Origin of the sequence: Sinorhizobium chiapasense (assembly GCF_045277575.1) — a bacterium.
Taxonomy (GTDB): Bacteria; Pseudomonadota; Alphaproteobacteria; order Rhizobiales; family Rhizobiaceae; genus Ensifer; species Ensifer chiapasense_A.
The window spans coordinates 1,512,792-1,528,423 of the sequence record NZ_CP144206.1; the positions used below are offsets into that span (position 1 = coordinate 1,512,792).

Here is a 15,632-nt window from a genome sequence, read left to right on the forward strand (position 1 = left end):
CCGCCGGTTACAGGCGGCCCTTCCAGGGGATCAGCACCTTTTCGAGGTAGCGGATCAAAAGATCGAAGGTGAAGGCGAAGATGCCGATGATGAAGATGCCCATGATCACGGTATCGCTTTCGAGGTTTTCGGCGGCATTGAGGACCATGAAGCCAAGACCTCGGTTGGCAGCAACCATTTCCGCTGCCACCAGGGTGGTCCAGCCGACGCCGATGCCGATGCGCATGCCGGTGAAGATCTCTGGCAAGGCGGCCTTCATGATCACCTGGCTGATCACCTGTCCACGCGTGGCGCCCATCGCATAGGCCGCGTGGATCTGCTCGGTCGAGACCGAACGCACCCCTGCCCTCGCTGCAATCGCCATCGGCGCGAAGATCGCCAGATAGATCAGGAACACCTTCGGGAACTCGCCGATGCCAAGCCAGATGATCACCAGCGGCAGGTAGGCAAGCGGCGGCAGCGGCCGGTAAAATTCGATGATCGGATCGAAGAGGCCGCGCACGACGCGATTGACGCCCATCAGGATGCCGATCGGCACCGCCGTCACCAGCGCCAGCAGGAAGGCACCGAAGACGCGGCCGATACTGGCGAGCGTATGCTCTATCAGCGTCGAGTTCGAAACGCCGTCGGTCAGCGCCAGCATGAACTTGTCCCAGACGGCCAGCGGCGACGGCAGGAAGAGCGGCTTGACCCAGCCGGATTCGGTGACGGTGAACCAGAGGGCGACGAGAACGATCGTCGTTGCGAAACTGATCAGGCCGCTGCTTCCGTCACCCGGAGCACCGAAGATTTTGCCAGCCTTGGCGGGCTTGGCCCGTGTCACTCTATCAAGCATGGGCCACCTCCGGGTTGCCGGACGCACGTTCGTCGCCATAGATGATGCCGAGCACTTCCTCGCGCATGCGGATGAATTCCGGGCTGGACTTGATCGCACGCGCATTGCCTTCGGCGAGGAAGCGTTTGTTGAAGTTGAGCTCGTAGGTGTGGGTGATGCGGCCCGGCCGCGGCGACATGACGATCAGCCGCGAGCCGAGGAACAGCGCCTCTTCGACGCTGTGGGTGATGAAGAAGAACATCTTGTTGGTGAGCTGCCAGACCTTGAGCAGCAGTTCCTGGATGGTCTCACGCGTCAGCGCGTCGAGTGCTGCCATCGGTTCGTCCATCAACAGCATGGCGGGATCGCAGGTCAGTGCCCGCGCAATGCCGACGCGCTGCTGCATGCCACCCGACAGGTGATAGATCATGTGGTGATGGAAGTCCTGCAAACCGACCAGAGCGAGGTTCCTGGTGGCAAGTTCTCGCCTTGTCGCCTTGTCGACACCGCGCAGCTTGAGCCCGAATTCGGTGTTCTCGATCACGTTGAGCCACGGCAGAAGAGCGTGTTTCTGGAAGACCACGCCGCGCTCGGCGCCCGGCCCGTTGACCTGGTGATTGCCAAGCGTGATGTCGCCCTCCGAGGGGGCCATGAAGCCCGCCATCAGATTGAGCAAGGTGGTTTTTCCGCAGCCGGAAGCACCCAATGCAACGACGAAGTCGCCGCTGTTGATGGTAAGGTTTACACCTTTCAAGGCGATGATCGCCTGGTCCGAGTACAGGCCCGGATAGGTCAGACTGATGTTCCTGACGCTCAGTGTTTCCATGAGAAATGCCTCCCTGCACCTCGGTCACGGTCTCGATGATGAACGCACCGGCCGCTCCCCACGGCCGGCGCAACAGGCAGAATGCGTTATTGCGCGGCAGTCTTGGCGAAGTTCGCGTTGACGTAGGGCGCATAGTCGTCCAGCGAATTGCCGATCTGCTTCTGTTCGACCAGGAATTTTGCGCTCTCGCTGAGCGCGCGTGTCGCACCGCCGCCGAGCCAGACCTCGGAGGCCTGCTCACCCGCATTCGGGAAAGAGAGGAGGCGCAGGGCTTCCACGGTGCTCGGGCCATCGCCGCCGATCAGCTTGACGATACCCTGGACCTCGGCGGACTCCTCCGTCCAGGCGGCCTTGTTGGCATTGTAGTCGGCATAGGCCTGCGCCAGGACCTTCGTGAAGGCCTCCATCAGCTTCGGGTTCTCCTCCGCCCAGCTTTTGTCGACCACCAGTCCGTCGAAGGTCGGCACACTCGCCGCACCGATCACCTCGGAATCGGAGATCGTCTTGCCGGTCTTCTGGATTTCGGAAAGCGCCGGCGGCCAGACATAGGCGGCATCGATATCGCCGCGCTGCCAGGCGGCAACGATCTGCGGCGGCTTCAGGTTGAGGATTTCCACCTCGCGGGGATCGACGTTCCAGACCTTGTTCATGCCGACAAGCAGATGGAAGTGCGAGGTTGAAACGAAGGGGACTGCGACTTTCTTGCCCTTGAGGTCGGCCGGCGTTTCGATGCCCGAGCCGTCACGCGCAACGAGCGCTTCCGACTGGCCGATGTTGTCGAGGATCCAGAAGAGCTGCAGGTCGACGCCGCGTGTGGCGGCCGCCGCCGTGCCGGTCGACCCGAGAACGCCGATCGGCACGTCGCCGGAAGCCAGCGCCGTCGTGATGTCGCCGGCCGAGCTGAACTGACGCCAGTCGATCGAATAGCCGGCCTCCTTGGCGGCCGCATCAAAGCGGCCATCGGCGATCGCGGCGACGAAGGGGCCAACGATCTGCTGGTAGCCGACGACAAGCTTCGTCTCCGCATAAGCTGCGCTCGATGCGGCAAGGCTCGCGACGATGCTGGCCGCTGCTGCTAACCGCTTGAAATGTCCATGTCGCATTCTTCGTTCTCCTCTTTGATTATTGATTGACCGGTTTTTCCGGTCTTGCTGACGACGATAAGGCCGAGGCTCGGCTTGCGTTATATCCAGTTTGGAAGTTGAATAGATCCAGATTGACCTCGCTGAGGGCCGCCTTTGTGCGCATGAGCGTTTCCGAAACGATTTTCTTCATCGAGCGCGAAAGCGGGATCGGCTTGCAGGCGCAATTGCGCGAGACGGTGGTTTCGGCAGTGCTCGCCGGCCGGGTGCAGCCCGGCGCGCACCTGCCCTCGACACGCAAGCTCGCTGACTATCTGCGCATCTCACGCATCACGGTAACCCTTGCCTACCAGGAACTGATCTCTCAGGGGTATGTCGAAGCCGCCAGCCGCAGCTCCTATCGCATCACCGACAATCCGCCAGGCAGGGACGTGGACGACAATCTCCCGTCCGGCGGTTCCGCCCCGGTGGACTGGAGCAGCAAGATCAAGATGAGCTTCGGCGTCGTGCGCCAGATCCCGAAGCCGCTGGATTGGCGCCGCTATCCCTTCCCCTTCCTCTATGGCCAGATGGATCCGACGCTCTTCGACCTCAACGCATGGCGTGATTGCGCCCGCCGGGCGCTCGCCCGTGAGGACTTCGTCCTGATGGCGAGCGACTTTGCCGCCGCCGATGACGTGCGGCTCGTCAATTACATCTGCTCGCGCACGTTGCCGCGACGCGGCATCCATGCCACTCCGGACGAAATTCTCGTCACCGTCGGCGCCCAGAATGCGCTCTGGATCGTGACCCGATTGATCTTGGACAAGGCTTCCGCCGCGGTCTGCGAAAACCCATGTCACCCGGATATCAGCGCCTCGCTGCTGCTGAGCGGCGCTGATGTCACGACCGTCGACGTCGATGGAGAGGGCCTTTCGCCGGATGCCCTGCCGGAGAACGTCGACGCCGTGTTCGTCACGCCGAGCCACCATTCACCGACGGGCGCGACGATGCCGGTCGATCGGCGCGCGCGGCTGCTGCAGGCCGCCGAAGAGAAGGACTTCGTCATCGTCGAAGACGATTACGAGTTCGAGATCAGCTATCTGGCACCGCCCTCGCCGGCACTGAAGGCCCTCGATCCGACCGGGCGCGTGTTCTACATCGGCAGCTTCTCGAAATCGCTGTTTCCAGGACTCCGGCTCGGCTACCTCGTCGCACCGGCCCCCTTCATCCGCGAGGCCCGCGCGCTCCGCTCGCTGATGCTGCGCCATCCGCCCGGCCACCTGCAGCGCACCGCCGCCTATTTCCTGGCGCTCGGCCACTATGACGCCGTGCTGCACCGCATGCGCACGGAGTACCACAAGCGCCACGTCCTCATGGCGGAGGCACTCCGCCGCGAAGGCTTGACGATCGCGGGTTCGTCGGCCTTCGGCGGGACGTCTTTCTGGATGAAGGGACCGGAAGGTCTCGACGCCGATCGACTTGTGAACGAACTGCGCCAGGATGGCGTGCTCGTCGAATCCGGCTCCCCCTTCTTCCCCAGAAGTGACGAGCCCTGTCACTACTTCCGCATGGGCTATTCGTCCATTCCGAGCGCGAGTATCCCGGAAGGTGTTACCCGTGTTCGCGCCCGCATCGATCTCCTTTCAGGTCAGCGACGATTGTAGAAAATCGGATCGGCGGACGTGAACGGAATATGGCCGCGCTTGCCGAGGCGGATTCCCAGTCGGAACCATTGAAGATGACCTCGGTTGTATCCTTGGCCCCTCTCCTCGTCGGGTAGCGGGCGCAGAGGATACATATGGAGGTAGACAAATGGTTGAGCATTTGGACGAGCGCGGCGAACCGGAATCTGCAACGCATGGCGCGGAGCGAACCCAGTTTTCGTCACGCGAGGCCAGGCAGGCAGGACTGGGCACGCGCGTCTTTCTGGTGCTCGCCACCAGTCTGGCTTTGGCGCTGGCCGCATGGGGCCTCGTGGAATGGGGCCAAGGCGGTGACTCTGATCAAACCGGCTCGGTTGAACGCACTGAGCCCGCCTCTTCGGATCAGCGGCCGGAAGCCGAACAACGCCCGAGCACCGAGAGCCCGCAAGGCCTGGCACCCACGGATCGCAACCCAACCCCACAATCCGGTACAGGCGCACCAAGTACCAAGAGCGCGCCCGATGACACCAGCAGGTGACGGGAAAGCCAGCGTTTGATGTTGGAGGGAGTAGATACAGCCGACGGTGAATAATGCGCCGGGCATCGACGAGTTACGCAAAATCTGCAGGCGCGTTTGGCCAGGTCACAGTCGGAAGGGCAGTCCTCACTCGTCCTCACTGGCGGGGATCAAGGCCGGCCCACGAATTTGTTGAACCTGCTCAGGCTGCCATCCGCCGTTTTGTCCTGGCGGAGAAACAGCAGCTTATTGTGATCGAAGATGCGGAAAAACTCATCCCACGAGATCGGCTCCAGGTTCGGCTCTGCTTCACCGAAATCGATCCGCAATATTCCGCCATCGAGGGCACCTTTTACCCGGGCGGGTCTTCCCTTGCGCGCTTCGGCCCAATGGCGAATTTCATCGTGGTTGTCGGTGATTTGCGCCTCGCTCATGCATTCGCTCCTTGCGCTCAGTCGTTTTGGACACCGTATCGAACCGCTTCCACGCACGTTTGTTCCCCGCGCGCGCCGCCGCTACGGACGCCACCGAAGGCACGGGGATCGGATGCGAGCGTCTATCTTCGCGCGCAAAGCCGTGGTCCTCGACATGATCGGCGCCCTCGGGTTGGCCCCTATTGCAGGCCACATTCCACGCTCCGCTGCCCCGCGGCGGAGCGCTTCGGCACCGAAAAATTGCCGCGCACTTTTGCGCGACATTCTTTAATGGCGGCTGGTGGATCTAAAGGCCCGAACGCAACCGATCGCGATGCATTCCGATTTCGGTCTGTGTCAGCGGCTCGCCTCGTTCATCGAAGCGGCGCCAACCGGTGGATTCGTAGGCCGCGCGACGTTCGGCCAGATCGACAGCCCTGTTGCGAAAGATCATCCGCGCATGCTCGGCCAGAGGTTCGCTCAGCGACCGCGCGGTCACGAGTGCGCCGCCACGGCGGACGCCCTCGGCATACACGTTCGCGTCCGCTTCATCGATGCCAGATTCCGTCAGTGCGCCGATCACGCCGCCCACGGCACCGCCGGCAATGGCGCCGGTTGCGACGCCCGCAGCCGTTGCAGCAAGCCACCCCGCCGCGACAATCGGACCGATACCGGGAACCGCCATAAGGCCGAGGCCCGTCAACAGGCCGACCGCGCCTCCACTGGTGGCGCCGATGGCCGCGCCGGCTCCGGCGCCCTCGGCAGCGCCGCTCTCCGGAGAATGGCGGCCGCCGACGTTGTTGGCGATAATGCCGATATTTTCCGGAGGAATTCCCGCCTGCTCCAGTTCACTGACCGCGGACTGCGCCTCCGCATAGTCGTCGAACAAACCACTTACGGTTTTCATGTCGAGATCTCCTCACTATTTCGATTGAGACGTCACGTTGCCCTGATAGTCGAGGGCGACCTCAACGGGCTTTCCGCCCTTTGTCGCCGCAGCCCGCCAGATACCCTGGTTGTCCAGTTTCAAGCCCTGTACCGAAGCGTAGCCAGCGTTTTCGATGCGATCCTTGGCCTGAGCTTCGGTGAAGCTGCTGGCGCCGGCCACTGGTGCTGTCGGATTGTTCGAGCCCGGGGTCGCAATGGCGGGCGTCTCCCCGTCTGGATTGGGCGTCGTTTGCGCGAAGGCCGGCATTGCGACAACGCCGAAGAGCGCTGCCATTGCGAGAGTGGTGCGTTTCATGGAGTACCTCTTACCGGGTCCCAATCGGCCCGTGGCGCTCTAACCTGGGGATACTCTGCAAGTTCCGAGAAACATCCGAATGCTGACGGCTATCGACCTGCATCCTGATGCCGACGATAGCTGCCAGCCGTGGTTTAAGTGGAACAGTTTCGTCCAGTGCCGGTTCTTTTCGGTTCATTTCAAAGGAGCAACGAAAATGGATCATGCCAATCACGTACGCCTCGAGCCCACGGAACTTACACCTGCTGTCCTTGAAGGTGCGACAGTATACGGAGCAGATGACGATAAGGTCGGCACCGTTGATCACGTCCACGGCGCCGGCGCCGCCGGCACCGTTATCATCGACGTCGGCGGCTTCCTCGGCATCGGCGCAAAGCCGGTTGCTGTACCCACTGCCGACCTCGATTTCATGCGGGATGAAAACGGTGAGGTTCATGCCGTGACGGCCTGGACCAAGGATCAACTCAAGGCGATGCCCGAGCATCGTGATTGACCGTGGCGGCCCGGCCTCGTGCCGGGCCTCTTCTCGCCCACCGCCTGCCTTGACGCGAAGGGCGAACCTGCGCCCTCCGCCCCTCGACTGCGGTCAAGCCGCAACCTTTGCCTTGATGTTGGCGGCAGACAGAGCAATTTTGGTGAGTGCCTTGTCGGTGGCGCCTTCTTCTTGAAGGGTTTGATCGAGCAGCGGCACCGCTTTCTCCAATCCGAGTTGCTTGGCCCAGGTCTTCAGGGTGCCGTAGCGCGCGATCTCATAGTGTTCGACCGCCTGAGCCGTGGAGATGAGGCCGGCATCGAGAGCCGGGCTCCCTTTGAATTCCTCGATGATTTCCTCGCCTTCGGCGATGATCCCCTGAATAGCCTCGCAGGTCTTTCCCTGCGCGCGTTTGCCGATGATCTCAAAGACTTGTTGCAAGCGCTCGACGTGGCCCTCCGTTTCGTCTCGATGCTTCTGGAATGCCGCTTTGCTATCGGGCAATTGCGCCGCACGCGCCATCTTCGGCAGCGCTTTCAGTATCTGCCGCTCCGCATAGTAGATATCCTTAAGGCCGTCATAAAACAGCGCCTCGAGTGTCTTCTCCGGCATAACAAACTCCTGTGCCATCTGTTGGAACGCCTCCAACATCTGAGGCGATGAAAGGTTCCGGAGGGCGCCGAAGCAGGCAGCCGGAGTACAGAGCATACCCAGGCCCGTCCCTTCCACAGGCTGGGCGTGAACGGGCGGAATTGATCCGTAACGACATTTTCGATCACCGACACTTAAGCCTCGGAGATAAAAGGATCTCTGCAATTGCCAGAAGCCTGGCCCGCTGCTGCAATATTCCTCGGATTTGACAAGTCGGATTTGACAAGCCCGATCCTCGCCCCAGTTCATGGAGATGGCTTTAAGTGAGGTCGTGCGCAGCAACGCACAGCGAACAGCAGCACTGGTCAGATGGACCTTCGGCCGGGAGCGACGGCGCCGGACCAGTCCTGTTTCTTCAATGCGCAGCTTTTGGGGTCTGTTGCTGGCCTACTGGCTCTCCGAGCGTTGGCGCGAGGCCTGGGGCTTAACGCTTCTTATCCTGCTGCTCACCGGCTTGTCGGCTCAAGCAAGCGTATGGTTCGCCTTGACCTCCGGCGAACTCGTCAATCGGATCGCTAATTTTCACCATCCTACCGTGCCGACGACGCCCTGGTCGCTCCTGACCACCGCAGCCACGCTTGCCGCGATCGCGATTACCAGGGACGCAGGATTCACTGCGGTCCGTCACTTCTTTACGACCACACTCCACCGGAAATGGCGCCAATGGCTGGACGATCGCTTCAACCAGGCGCTGCTCGATTCCAACCACACCCATTTCCACCTCCTGCAAAACGGGTTTGGCGCCGCAAGCGAGGCGGAAGCTTCATCGCCCGACAATATCGATCAGAGGATACAGGAAGCCATAAAGGGCATGACGGGCGGTGCAATCGGCCTGGGCGTGGGCATAGCCGGCGTCGTTCTATCGCTTGGATTCGTCGGGCTAAAACTGATCGAGACGTCGAGCACCGTCAGAGGGCTTGATCCGCTGGGCAGCTACGGCAGCGCCTGTTTGACACTGCTGGCAATCGCGATCTACGTGCCGCTGAATACGTTCCTCGCAGCCAAGCTCGGTGGTGTCCTGCAGGGTCTCTCGATACGCATCCAATCGGCAGAAGGCAGTTATCGCAGCGAATTGAACCAGTTGTTGCACCGCAGTTTTCATGTTGCGGTTATTAATGGCGAACCGGCCCAGAAGGCGGTCAACCGGCGCCGATATCGCGAGATCGATCGCACCTGGGCAAGCCTCAATCGCGTGACCGCCGGGTTCATGGGTTTCGAGCTGGTGCACAATTTCATCGGCTCACGCATTGTCGCCTACGCACCAGGGCTGCTCCCTTACGTCGATAAAACGATCAGCCTGCAGGCCTATGTCACCGGCGCCGAGCTGGCGACGGCGCTGATCAACGAATGCTCGTGGTTCATCCACGCGATGCCCGACATCGCGACGCTAAGGGCCGATGCACGTCGGATCACCGAACTTGCGCAAGCGATAGAAGCCGTGCAGCAGCCACAGGACTACTATGCTCGTAGTGGCCCTTCGGTGTTCGAATACAAGACCCAGGATCCCGGGCGGGGCCTGACCATCCATGCGGTCGAGCTCCTGCATGCCGGCGACGACAACCCTTTTCTGATTGCCGACAAGCTGCATTTCCTTCCGGGAGAGTGGACGTTGGTGGTTGGTGAATCCGGAAGTGGCAAGACGTCGCTGCTCAAGGCGATAAACGGTCTTTGGGCGCATGGTCGCGGCACGATCACGATGCCGGAGACGGTACGAAGCCTCTACGCCGCCCAGGACGTCAAGCTCCAGGGCGTTTGCCTGAAGGACCTCGTTTGTTTGCCGGATGAGGCTGAGACCCACACCGACGCCGCTGTCGTGGCGGCGTTGGAAGAGGCGGGGCTCGAAGAATTTGCCGGCGAGCTTTCGCAGGACGGTCGCGATGGGCAGACCTGGGACAAACTTCTTTCCGGAGGCGAGAAGCAGAAACTCGTCCTGGCGAAAATCGTCTTGTTAAGGCCGGGCCTGCTCTTCCTCGACGAGGCGACCGGCGCCCTGGATAGCCAGGCGGTTCAGGCATTTCATCAATCGATCAAGGATCATTGCCCAGAGGCGACGGTAATCGCCATCATGCATGATACCTCGTCGATCCAATCAGAGGGTGACGCCGATTTCTTCGACAGCGTGCTGACCATCGACAACGGCATCGCGAAGAAAACGCCGATAGCTGCCTGGCGCGATACGTAGGAGCAGGCTGTCTTGGTGCAGTGTCGTCCCGCTCTATTTCTTCAGTCATGCGCGCTGCACCAGGCGCTAGCGCGAACGGGACCAAATTCCTCCATCCGAAGCTAGGAGCCCCAATGCGAATCGCTCTCCTTGTCAACGCACTCGAAACCGAAGAGCCAGCCTTTACGACCACCGCGTTGGCGCTTGCCGCGCTCGCCCGCGGGCATGAGGTCCTTTATGTCACGCCCGGTGATTTTATCCTGCGCCCGGACGATACGTTGATGATACGGGCGGCCGGCTTCGTCGGAACACGGCCAAAGAAACCGGAGACGCTTTTGCGCGCACTCACGGACGGAGACAGGGCCGTCGTCAATATTGAAGACGTGGATGTTCTGTTTCTGCGCAACGACCCATCGGAGGATGCGGATAGCCGTCCTTGGGCATCGCACGCCGGGGCGAATTTCGGTCGTCTCGCCACAGAGCGCGGTACGATCGTCGTCAACGATCCCTGCGGCTTGGCATTGGCACAAGACAAGCTCTATTTTCAGGATTTCCCGGTGGCCGTTCGCCCGACAACTCTGATCTCCAAGGACATCGATGAAATTCGCGCGTTCATCGACGGCTACTCCGAGGGAGTGATCATCAAACCGTTACAGGGATCTGGCGGTAGAAATGTTTTCAGGGTCGCGTCCAGCACGGAAGGCAACCTTACTCAAATTGTCGAGGCCGTCGGCGTCGTCGGCTATCTGATCGTGCAAAGCTACCTTCCGAAAGCATCGGAAGGCGACACGCGGTTGTTCCTGATGAACGGACGGCCGCTCCAGAGGGACGGCGTCTATGCTGCGTTCAGACGCGTGCCGCCCAAGGGAGATGTGCGGTCCAACGTCCACGCCAACGGCACTCCAAAGGCGGCCCACGTCACGAAAGAAATGCTGGCGATCGCCGAAACACTACGCCCGAAACTGGTTGAGGACGGCATGTTCCTGGTCGGCCTTGATATCGTCGGCGACAAGCTTCTCGAAATCAACGTATTCACGCCTGGCGGCCTCCAGACCATCCGCGATCTCCACGACATTGATTTCTGCGACGAGATCTTGGATTCACTGGAAAACAAGGTCGAGATCAAGAAGACCTATCGGGGATCGCTCAGCAACCGGATCCTGTCAACGCTTTGAATCGGTCCGTCATCCGTCCGGCGTTCCACTTTCGTGTAATGTGTTGCGCGTGATTTATTGGCGGAACAGAACCGGCGATCTGGTTGTTATCCTCTAGCTTCGAGTGGCAGACAGAAAGCCCGCCTGCCGCAGAGGGCAACAAAGGAGATAGCGTTTCTGTGAATTTTCTACATCAAATTGCCTCTGACGTGCAGTTGATGCTTCGCCGGCCGCCACGCATGCAATACGCGGCCTTGTGTTATCGCCGTAAAGACAACGCACTCGAAATCCTTCTCATCACCAGCCGGGACACCGGCCGCTGGGTCATTCCGAAGGGCTGGCCGATGAAGGGAAGGCGCGCGCATGAGGTCGCGGCAAAAGAGGCCTATGAGGAGGCAGGCGTCAAAGGCACTTGCCAGAGGTTCCCGTTCGGCCACTACTTCTACAAAAAGCGACTGGACCACGGGCTCAAGATTTCCTGCCGGGTTCAGCTCCACCTCCTCGAAGTCGGGCGCATGCGCCGGAAATTCCCCGAGAAGGGGGAGCGAAAGCTCGCCTGGTTCGACTATCGGGAAGCGGCAAAGCGTGTCGCCGAGCCTTCGCTGCGGGACCAGATGCTCCGCTTCGGGCAGCAATGCGCTTCTTAGTGGACGCTGGCGATCTTGACGGCGCTGGCGAAATCTTCCGCCACCAGTTCACTGATCGCGATCAACACCTCTTCCACCGAAAACCCGGAGTCGATCGTCTCGCGGATCAAAAGCTGAAGATCAAGCTCAACGACGTCACGGCAATCCTCGAGCCGTTCCTCAGATACCGTAATGCTCTGCAGTTCTTCCATCGCGAGACTCCTCTTGGCGTGGATTCTGCTGGCTCGCCCTCGCAAGCTTCCTTCCAACCCTTGGGAGGAGGTTTGAGTTCCGGCGAGAACCTCTCGAAGAGATCAAAGAAAGAGATTCGCTGCAACGCCTTGCTGTCGCACAGAGCCGTCTACCGGTCGCGGCGACCCCAACGAGGCGACCGCTCCACGTCCTCCAATGGTCCTGCCGGTCCTTCCCAGCCAAACACACTGCGGCCGCCGAACTCTTGCGATTGGCGAAACTCGCCGGCCACGATTTCCTTAAGATCCGGGCCGGTCACATATTTCTCGACCTGGCGAGCCTGATCGTCCAGGCGTTTGAGAACCTGCATCTCTTCGTCGCGACCGAGCTTCGCCTTTGACACGGCCGACTTCATCACCCGGATCGTCTCGTCATAGACTTTCAGGGGCACCGGAAATGGGTGGCGATCCTTGCCTCCATGGGCAAGTGAGAAGCGCGCCGGATCGGCGAAGCGGCATGGCGCGCCGTGTACGACTTCGGCCACCATCGCCAACGCCTTGACGGTCCGCGCCCCAACGCCCGGCACCAGCAGGAGATGTTCGAAATCCTCTGGACCGCGGTCGGCAGCGGCCGCGAGCGTGGCGTGCAGACGTTTCATGTTGACGTCTTCCTGGCGCACGTCGTGATGCGCAGGCATGATCAGATGCGGCAGCATCGGCTGTGCGCTTTGCCTGGCCTTGCGCCCGGGCTCGATAGCCACGACCTCCCGGACAATCCGATCCGGTCCGAGCGAAGCCAGCAGATCGAGCTGGCTGTCGCGCGAGGCCGCTGCGCGGCGATCGGCAAGATTGACGATCTCGCCCTGCCGCGCACCCTCGATCGCCGTATGAGGCGAATCCACGAAGCTGGTAATGCCCTCCGACAGCCAGTGGTAGCGCCGGGCCTGGCGCTTTTCGCCGTTCATGCCCTGTTGCACGACGACCCATTTGCCGTCGTCGGTAACGATAAAACCGTGCAGGTAAAGGTCGAAGCCATCCTGCACAGCCGCGCTGTCGACCTTTGCGACGAGGCGGCTGGTGGTCGCAAGGCCGCTTCCGTCAAGACCCACGCGCTCGCCGATCGCAATCAACTCGCCGGGCGTCTCCCGAGAATTCCGCCCTCGCCCGCCGCAGACATGAATGCCGAGTTCGCCGGACAGAGGCGACAAACCACGCTTCAGGGCGCCGATGACGCTGGTGGTGATGCCGGAAGAGTGCCAGTCCATACCCATGACGCATCCGAAAGACTGAAACCAGAACGGATGCGCCAGCCGGCGAAGAAATTCGTCTCGACCGTATTCGATGACGATCGCCTGGGTGATGATCGCGCCAAGTTTCGTCATGCGCTCGCCAAGCCACCGGGGAACCCGGCCACCGTGAAGCGGAAGATCGGCGCTGCCTGCTCTTTGGACCATTCGGCCTTATACACCGGCAGCTGATCCTGTCACACAGGAAAGTTCTCCAAACGTTCTCATCGGCATCGGCGGATGGCGAGACCACCACCTCGGTCGGGAACCTTAGGCATCCTCGCAGGTTCTAATATAACCCTGCAGGCCCATGACAGATCAGCACTGACCATGGGCGTAAGACAGCATCAGAGCAGTCCCAAAAGTCCCTTCGGACAGCTCTGATGTTGTTGAGGGATAGGGCGGCCACGCAAGGACTTCGAGATGAACCATAAGCACAGATACGACAAGCCGCGGAGGTCTTCGACAGAACTGCCAATTGGCTTGATGCTGCTCGCTATCTTGGGGATTGCCGCATATCTGTTCGTCGCCGGTGCGTTCTCCGGCAAAAGCCAGAATGTCGCCGTCTATCTCCCGCAGACGGCAGCATCGGATCCACGGTAAACACGTCAGACGTCGATCCGCGTCGCTTGGTCATTGCCGGGATCCAATGCGGGTTCTTGGGACAGCTGACGCCTCGGCCCTTCCGCACTGACCGACAATGGACGGCTAGAAGCGGGCGCGCAGAAAGTTCAATTGGGCGTTCAGCCAATACCCGACCCGTCTGGTCGCGGAGTGAATTTCATGCCCAAGCTCCTGGGTGTAGCGGCCTTCACACAGGGTCGTGTCCGCCACCCACAATCCGCCAGCCAAAATTGCCATCAGCAGGAAACCGCGCATGGCGGCGCAGTATGCACATTCAATATTTCTAAAATATTAACAAGACATCGTTCGGCCGGCGGCTCGGCCGCCCGCTCATGGCTCAATGCTAATCTCGCCGCTCAGCGTTACCTTCTCGAAGTCACTGACAAGAATATCGACGCGCACCTGCCAGAGACCCGGCAAAGGAATGGCCATGCGGTCGATCACCCAATCCGCTTCGCCCCGCCGTACCGCTGCGCGCTTGAACGGCTCGATACCGGCATCAAGCTTGGCAAGGATGAGCGTCATCTCCTTGGCTGCAAGCGGTTCAAGTTCACTCGTGAGAACGGTGATCGATACGTCGACCTCGCCCACCCGCCCCGGCAAGACCTCAACGAGGACCATCGCCTTGTCCGTGTGGATATGAAGGCTTGCGGCTTGGGCCGGCGAGGCCATAAGAGCGCGCGGCGGCGGCGTAAAGCGCCAGCAAGACACGGCGCCGAAAATCAGGAAAACGACAAGCGTCTCCGCAGCGATCGAGCGGACCAGATGCTTCGCTGATGCCCGATCTCCAGCGATGACAGGCTCCGTCAGGCGCCAGCGGTTCGCGACCGCCAGCAGGAACAATCCGGCCAGCAAGGCCATCTTGACCATAAAGACCTCACCATAGGCGGTTTCCAGCAGCGCTCGCGGCCTCTCCACCTGCACGATGGTCAAGACGACACCAGCCGCAACAAGCCCGACGAGCACGTAAGGGATGGACGCCGAGAACCGACGCAGCGCCCGGAGGGCCATTGGCTCACCGCGCCGCAGCGCCAGACCCAGGGGAGCCAGCGCTCCAACCCAGAGACTTATCGTAGCGGCGTGCAGGAAGACGACCGGGCGCATCAGCCATTGTGGCTCGGCCGTAGAAGCGTGGCCGCTCAGCGACAAGGCGGCCGATGACACGATCAGCGCCGCCAGAGATGACAGCCGGGCAAACCGCCCCCTACCGCTAAGCGCGATCGCGGCCACGCCAAAAGCAACGAGCGCCGCTATCCCTGTCGCCCCGAAGCTCGTTGCCATCGCCATGGACCAAACGGCCGGCTCGACAATGTGCGTCAGGGGAAGTCCCAGCGCATCGAGCCCCTGAAAGCCCATGGCGGCAAGCGCGCCAAGGAACCCTGTGCCGAGTGCGACCGCAATGACGTTTCGTCCTGAGCGGGTGCTGCAGGGCAGCCAGTAGAGCGAAAACACGCCGCCAACGCCGATGAACAGGCCCACATAAAGTGCGAGTTTCGATAACAGGATGCCGACGCGTACGGCCCAGTCGATCTTGTCTCCCATAACGGGCGGTGTGGCGCTCGTCGCGCCGACCGAAAAGACGACCGATCCACCGATCGGATGACCGTCGGCGGAGGTCACACGCCAGCTGAGCACATACGTGCCTCGCCCAAGGTCAGTCGGTGCTGCGATCTCGATGGTCCGATCTTTGAGCTCGAACCGTTCCAGGGGGAGCACCGTCCCATCCGGCCTGACGAGTTTCAATTGCAATGGCGAAACCGGTTCGCTGAACGTCAACACGTAGACAGGCGGCGCGGTATCGGCGACCGCGCCGTCCGCCGGCTCGCTTGAATTGAGCGCCGCATGGCCGAACGCCACGGTCGCTTGCATGAGGAGCCCGCACAGCGCGATTGCCATCAGCCTCGCCAGGCGGGAGAAGCTCCGTGGTACGAACGCCATGCGTGCTCT

17 protein-coding genes are annotated in these 15,632 nt (G+C 61.2%); 7 read left to right on the forward strand and 10 right to left on the reverse strand.

Features of this window, described 5'->3' with window-relative positions; genetic code table 11:
• Positions 1–7 precede the first annotated feature (7 nt).
• From QM996_RS25755 to tauA, 3 genes are all read right to left on the reverse strand, one after another.
• Positions 8–835, reverse strand: a complete 828-nt coding sequence (locus tag QM996_RS25755; RefSeq protein ID WP_334196752.1) for an ABC transporter permease subunit — start codon at positions 833–835, stop codon at positions 8–10.
• A complete protein-coding gene (locus QM996_RS25760) occupies positions 828–1,640 on the reverse strand; it encodes a taurine ABC transporter ATP-binding protein (protein WP_334196753.1) in 813 nt (270 codons plus the stop codon). Before QM996_RS25760 ends, QM996_RS25755 begins: the two co-directional genes overlap by 8 nt.
• An 86-nt stretch (positions 1,641–1,726) precedes the next feature.
• Positions 1,727–2,743, reverse strand: coding sequence for a taurine ABC transporter substrate-binding protein (gene tauA / locus QM996_RS25765; protein ID WP_334196754.1), 1,017 nt, complete (start codon positions 2,741–2,743; stop codon positions 1,727–1,729).
• A gap of 143 nt (positions 2,744–2,886) precedes the next feature.
• On the opposite strand from tauA, the gene pdxR reads away from it, so the two are divergent.
• Together pdxR and QM996_RS25775 are read left to right on the forward strand one after the other, a co-directional pair.
• Positions 2,887–4,368 (forward strand): MocR-like pyridoxine biosynthesis transcription factor PdxR, encoded by a 1,482-nt coding sequence (gene pdxR, locus QM996_RS25770; protein ID WP_334198672.1) that lies wholly within the window; start codon positions 2,887–2,889, stop codon positions 4,366–4,368.
• A gap of 148 nt (positions 4,369–4,516) precedes the next feature.
• Positions 4,517–4,885 (forward strand): hypothetical protein, encoded by a 369-nt coding sequence (locus tag QM996_RS25775; protein WP_334196755.1) that lies wholly within the window; start codon positions 4,517–4,519, stop codon positions 4,883–4,885.
• Between the two features lie 149 nt (positions 4,886–5,034).
• Here the strand turns inward: QM996_RS25775 and QM996_RS25780 are convergent, their stop codons facing one another.
• The 3 genes from QM996_RS25780 to QM996_RS25790 all read right to left on the reverse strand — a co-directional run bounded on the left by QM996_RS25780 (position 5,035) and on the right by QM996_RS25790 (position 6,520).
• Entirely contained in the window at positions 5,035–5,298 is a 264-nt protein-coding gene (locus QM996_RS25780; protein ID WP_334196756.1) for a hypothetical protein, read from the reverse strand.
• A gap of 286 nt (positions 5,299–5,584) precedes the next feature.
• The gene (locus QM996_RS25785) at positions 5,585–6,184 is read right to left on the reverse strand and encodes a general stress protein (protein ID WP_334196757.1); all 600 of its coding nucleotides are present in this window, start codon (positions 6,182–6,184) and stop codon (positions 5,585–5,587) included.
• A gap of 15 nt (positions 6,185–6,199) precedes the next feature.
• Positions 6,200–6,520, reverse strand: coding sequence for a PepSY domain-containing protein (locus tag QM996_RS25790; protein ID WP_334196758.1), 321 nt, complete (start codon positions 6,518–6,520; stop codon positions 6,200–6,202).
• Between the two features lie 196 nt (positions 6,521–6,716).
• On the opposite strand from QM996_RS25790, the gene QM996_RS25795 reads away from it, so the two are divergent.
• The gene (locus QM996_RS25795) at positions 6,717–7,013 is read left to right on the forward strand and encodes a PRC-barrel domain-containing protein (RefSeq protein WP_334198673.1); all 297 of its coding nucleotides are present in this window, start codon (positions 6,717–6,719) and stop codon (positions 7,011–7,013) included.
• 93 nt (positions 7,014–7,106) lie between these two features.
• Here QM996_RS25795 and QM996_RS25800 read toward each other — a convergent pair whose 3' ends face one another.
• On the reverse strand, positions 7,107–7,604 hold the full coding sequence (locus QM996_RS25800) for a YciE/YciF ferroxidase family protein (RefSeq protein WP_334198674.1): 498 nt from the start codon (positions 7,602–7,604) through the stop codon (positions 7,107–7,109).
• 310 nt (positions 7,605–7,914) lie between these two features.
• Here QM996_RS25800 and QM996_RS25805 point away from each other — a divergent pair, with 310 nt between their 5' ends.
• The 3 genes from QM996_RS25805 to QM996_RS25815 all read left to right on the forward strand — a co-directional run bounded on the left by QM996_RS25805 (position 7,915) and on the right by QM996_RS25815 (position 11,605).
• A complete protein-coding gene (locus tag QM996_RS25805) occupies positions 7,915–9,825 on the forward strand; it encodes an ABC transporter ATP-binding protein/permease (protein ID WP_500270390.1) in 1,911 nt (636 codons plus the stop codon).
• 113 nt (positions 9,826–9,938) lie between these two features.
• Positions 9,939–10,979: a glutathione synthetase gene (locus QM996_RS25810; protein WP_334196760.1), complete on the forward strand. Its 1,041-nt coding sequence runs from the start codon at positions 9,939–9,941 to the stop codon at positions 10,977–10,979.
• A gap of 158 nt (positions 10,980–11,137) precedes the next feature.
• Positions 11,138–11,605 carry an NUDIX hydrolase gene (locus QM996_RS25815; RefSeq protein ID WP_334196761.1) on the forward strand — a complete coding sequence of 156 codons (468 nt, stop codon included), beginning with the start codon at positions 11,138–11,140 and terminating at the stop codon, positions 11,603–11,605.
• Here QM996_RS25815 and QM996_RS25820 read toward each other — a convergent pair.
• Entirely contained in the window at positions 11,602–11,796 is a 195-nt protein-coding gene (locus tag QM996_RS25820; protein ID WP_334196762.1) for a hypothetical protein, read from the reverse strand. The genes QM996_RS25815 and QM996_RS25820 overlap by 4 nt on opposite strands.
• Positions 11,797–11,945: 149 nt before the next feature.
• A complete protein-coding gene (locus QM996_RS25825) occupies positions 11,946–13,229 on the reverse strand; it encodes a DUF763 domain-containing protein (RefSeq protein ID WP_334196763.1) in 1,284 nt (427 codons plus the stop codon).
• Positions 13,230–13,484: 255 nt separating this feature from the next.
• Between QM996_RS25825 and QM996_RS25830 the strand changes: the two genes are divergently transcribed.
• On the forward strand, positions 13,485–13,664 hold the full coding sequence (locus tag QM996_RS25830) for a hypothetical protein (protein WP_500270391.1): 180 nt from the start codon (positions 13,485–13,487) through the stop codon (positions 13,662–13,664).
• Between the two features lie 351 nt (positions 13,665–14,015).
• Here the strand turns inward: QM996_RS25830 and QM996_RS25835 are convergent, their stop codons facing one another.
• Positions 14,016–15,623, reverse strand: a complete 1,608-nt coding sequence (locus QM996_RS25835) for a copper resistance CopC/CopD family protein (RefSeq protein WP_334196764.1) — start codon at positions 15,621–15,623, stop codon at positions 14,016–14,018.
• Positions 15,624–15,632: the final 9 nt, after the last annotated feature.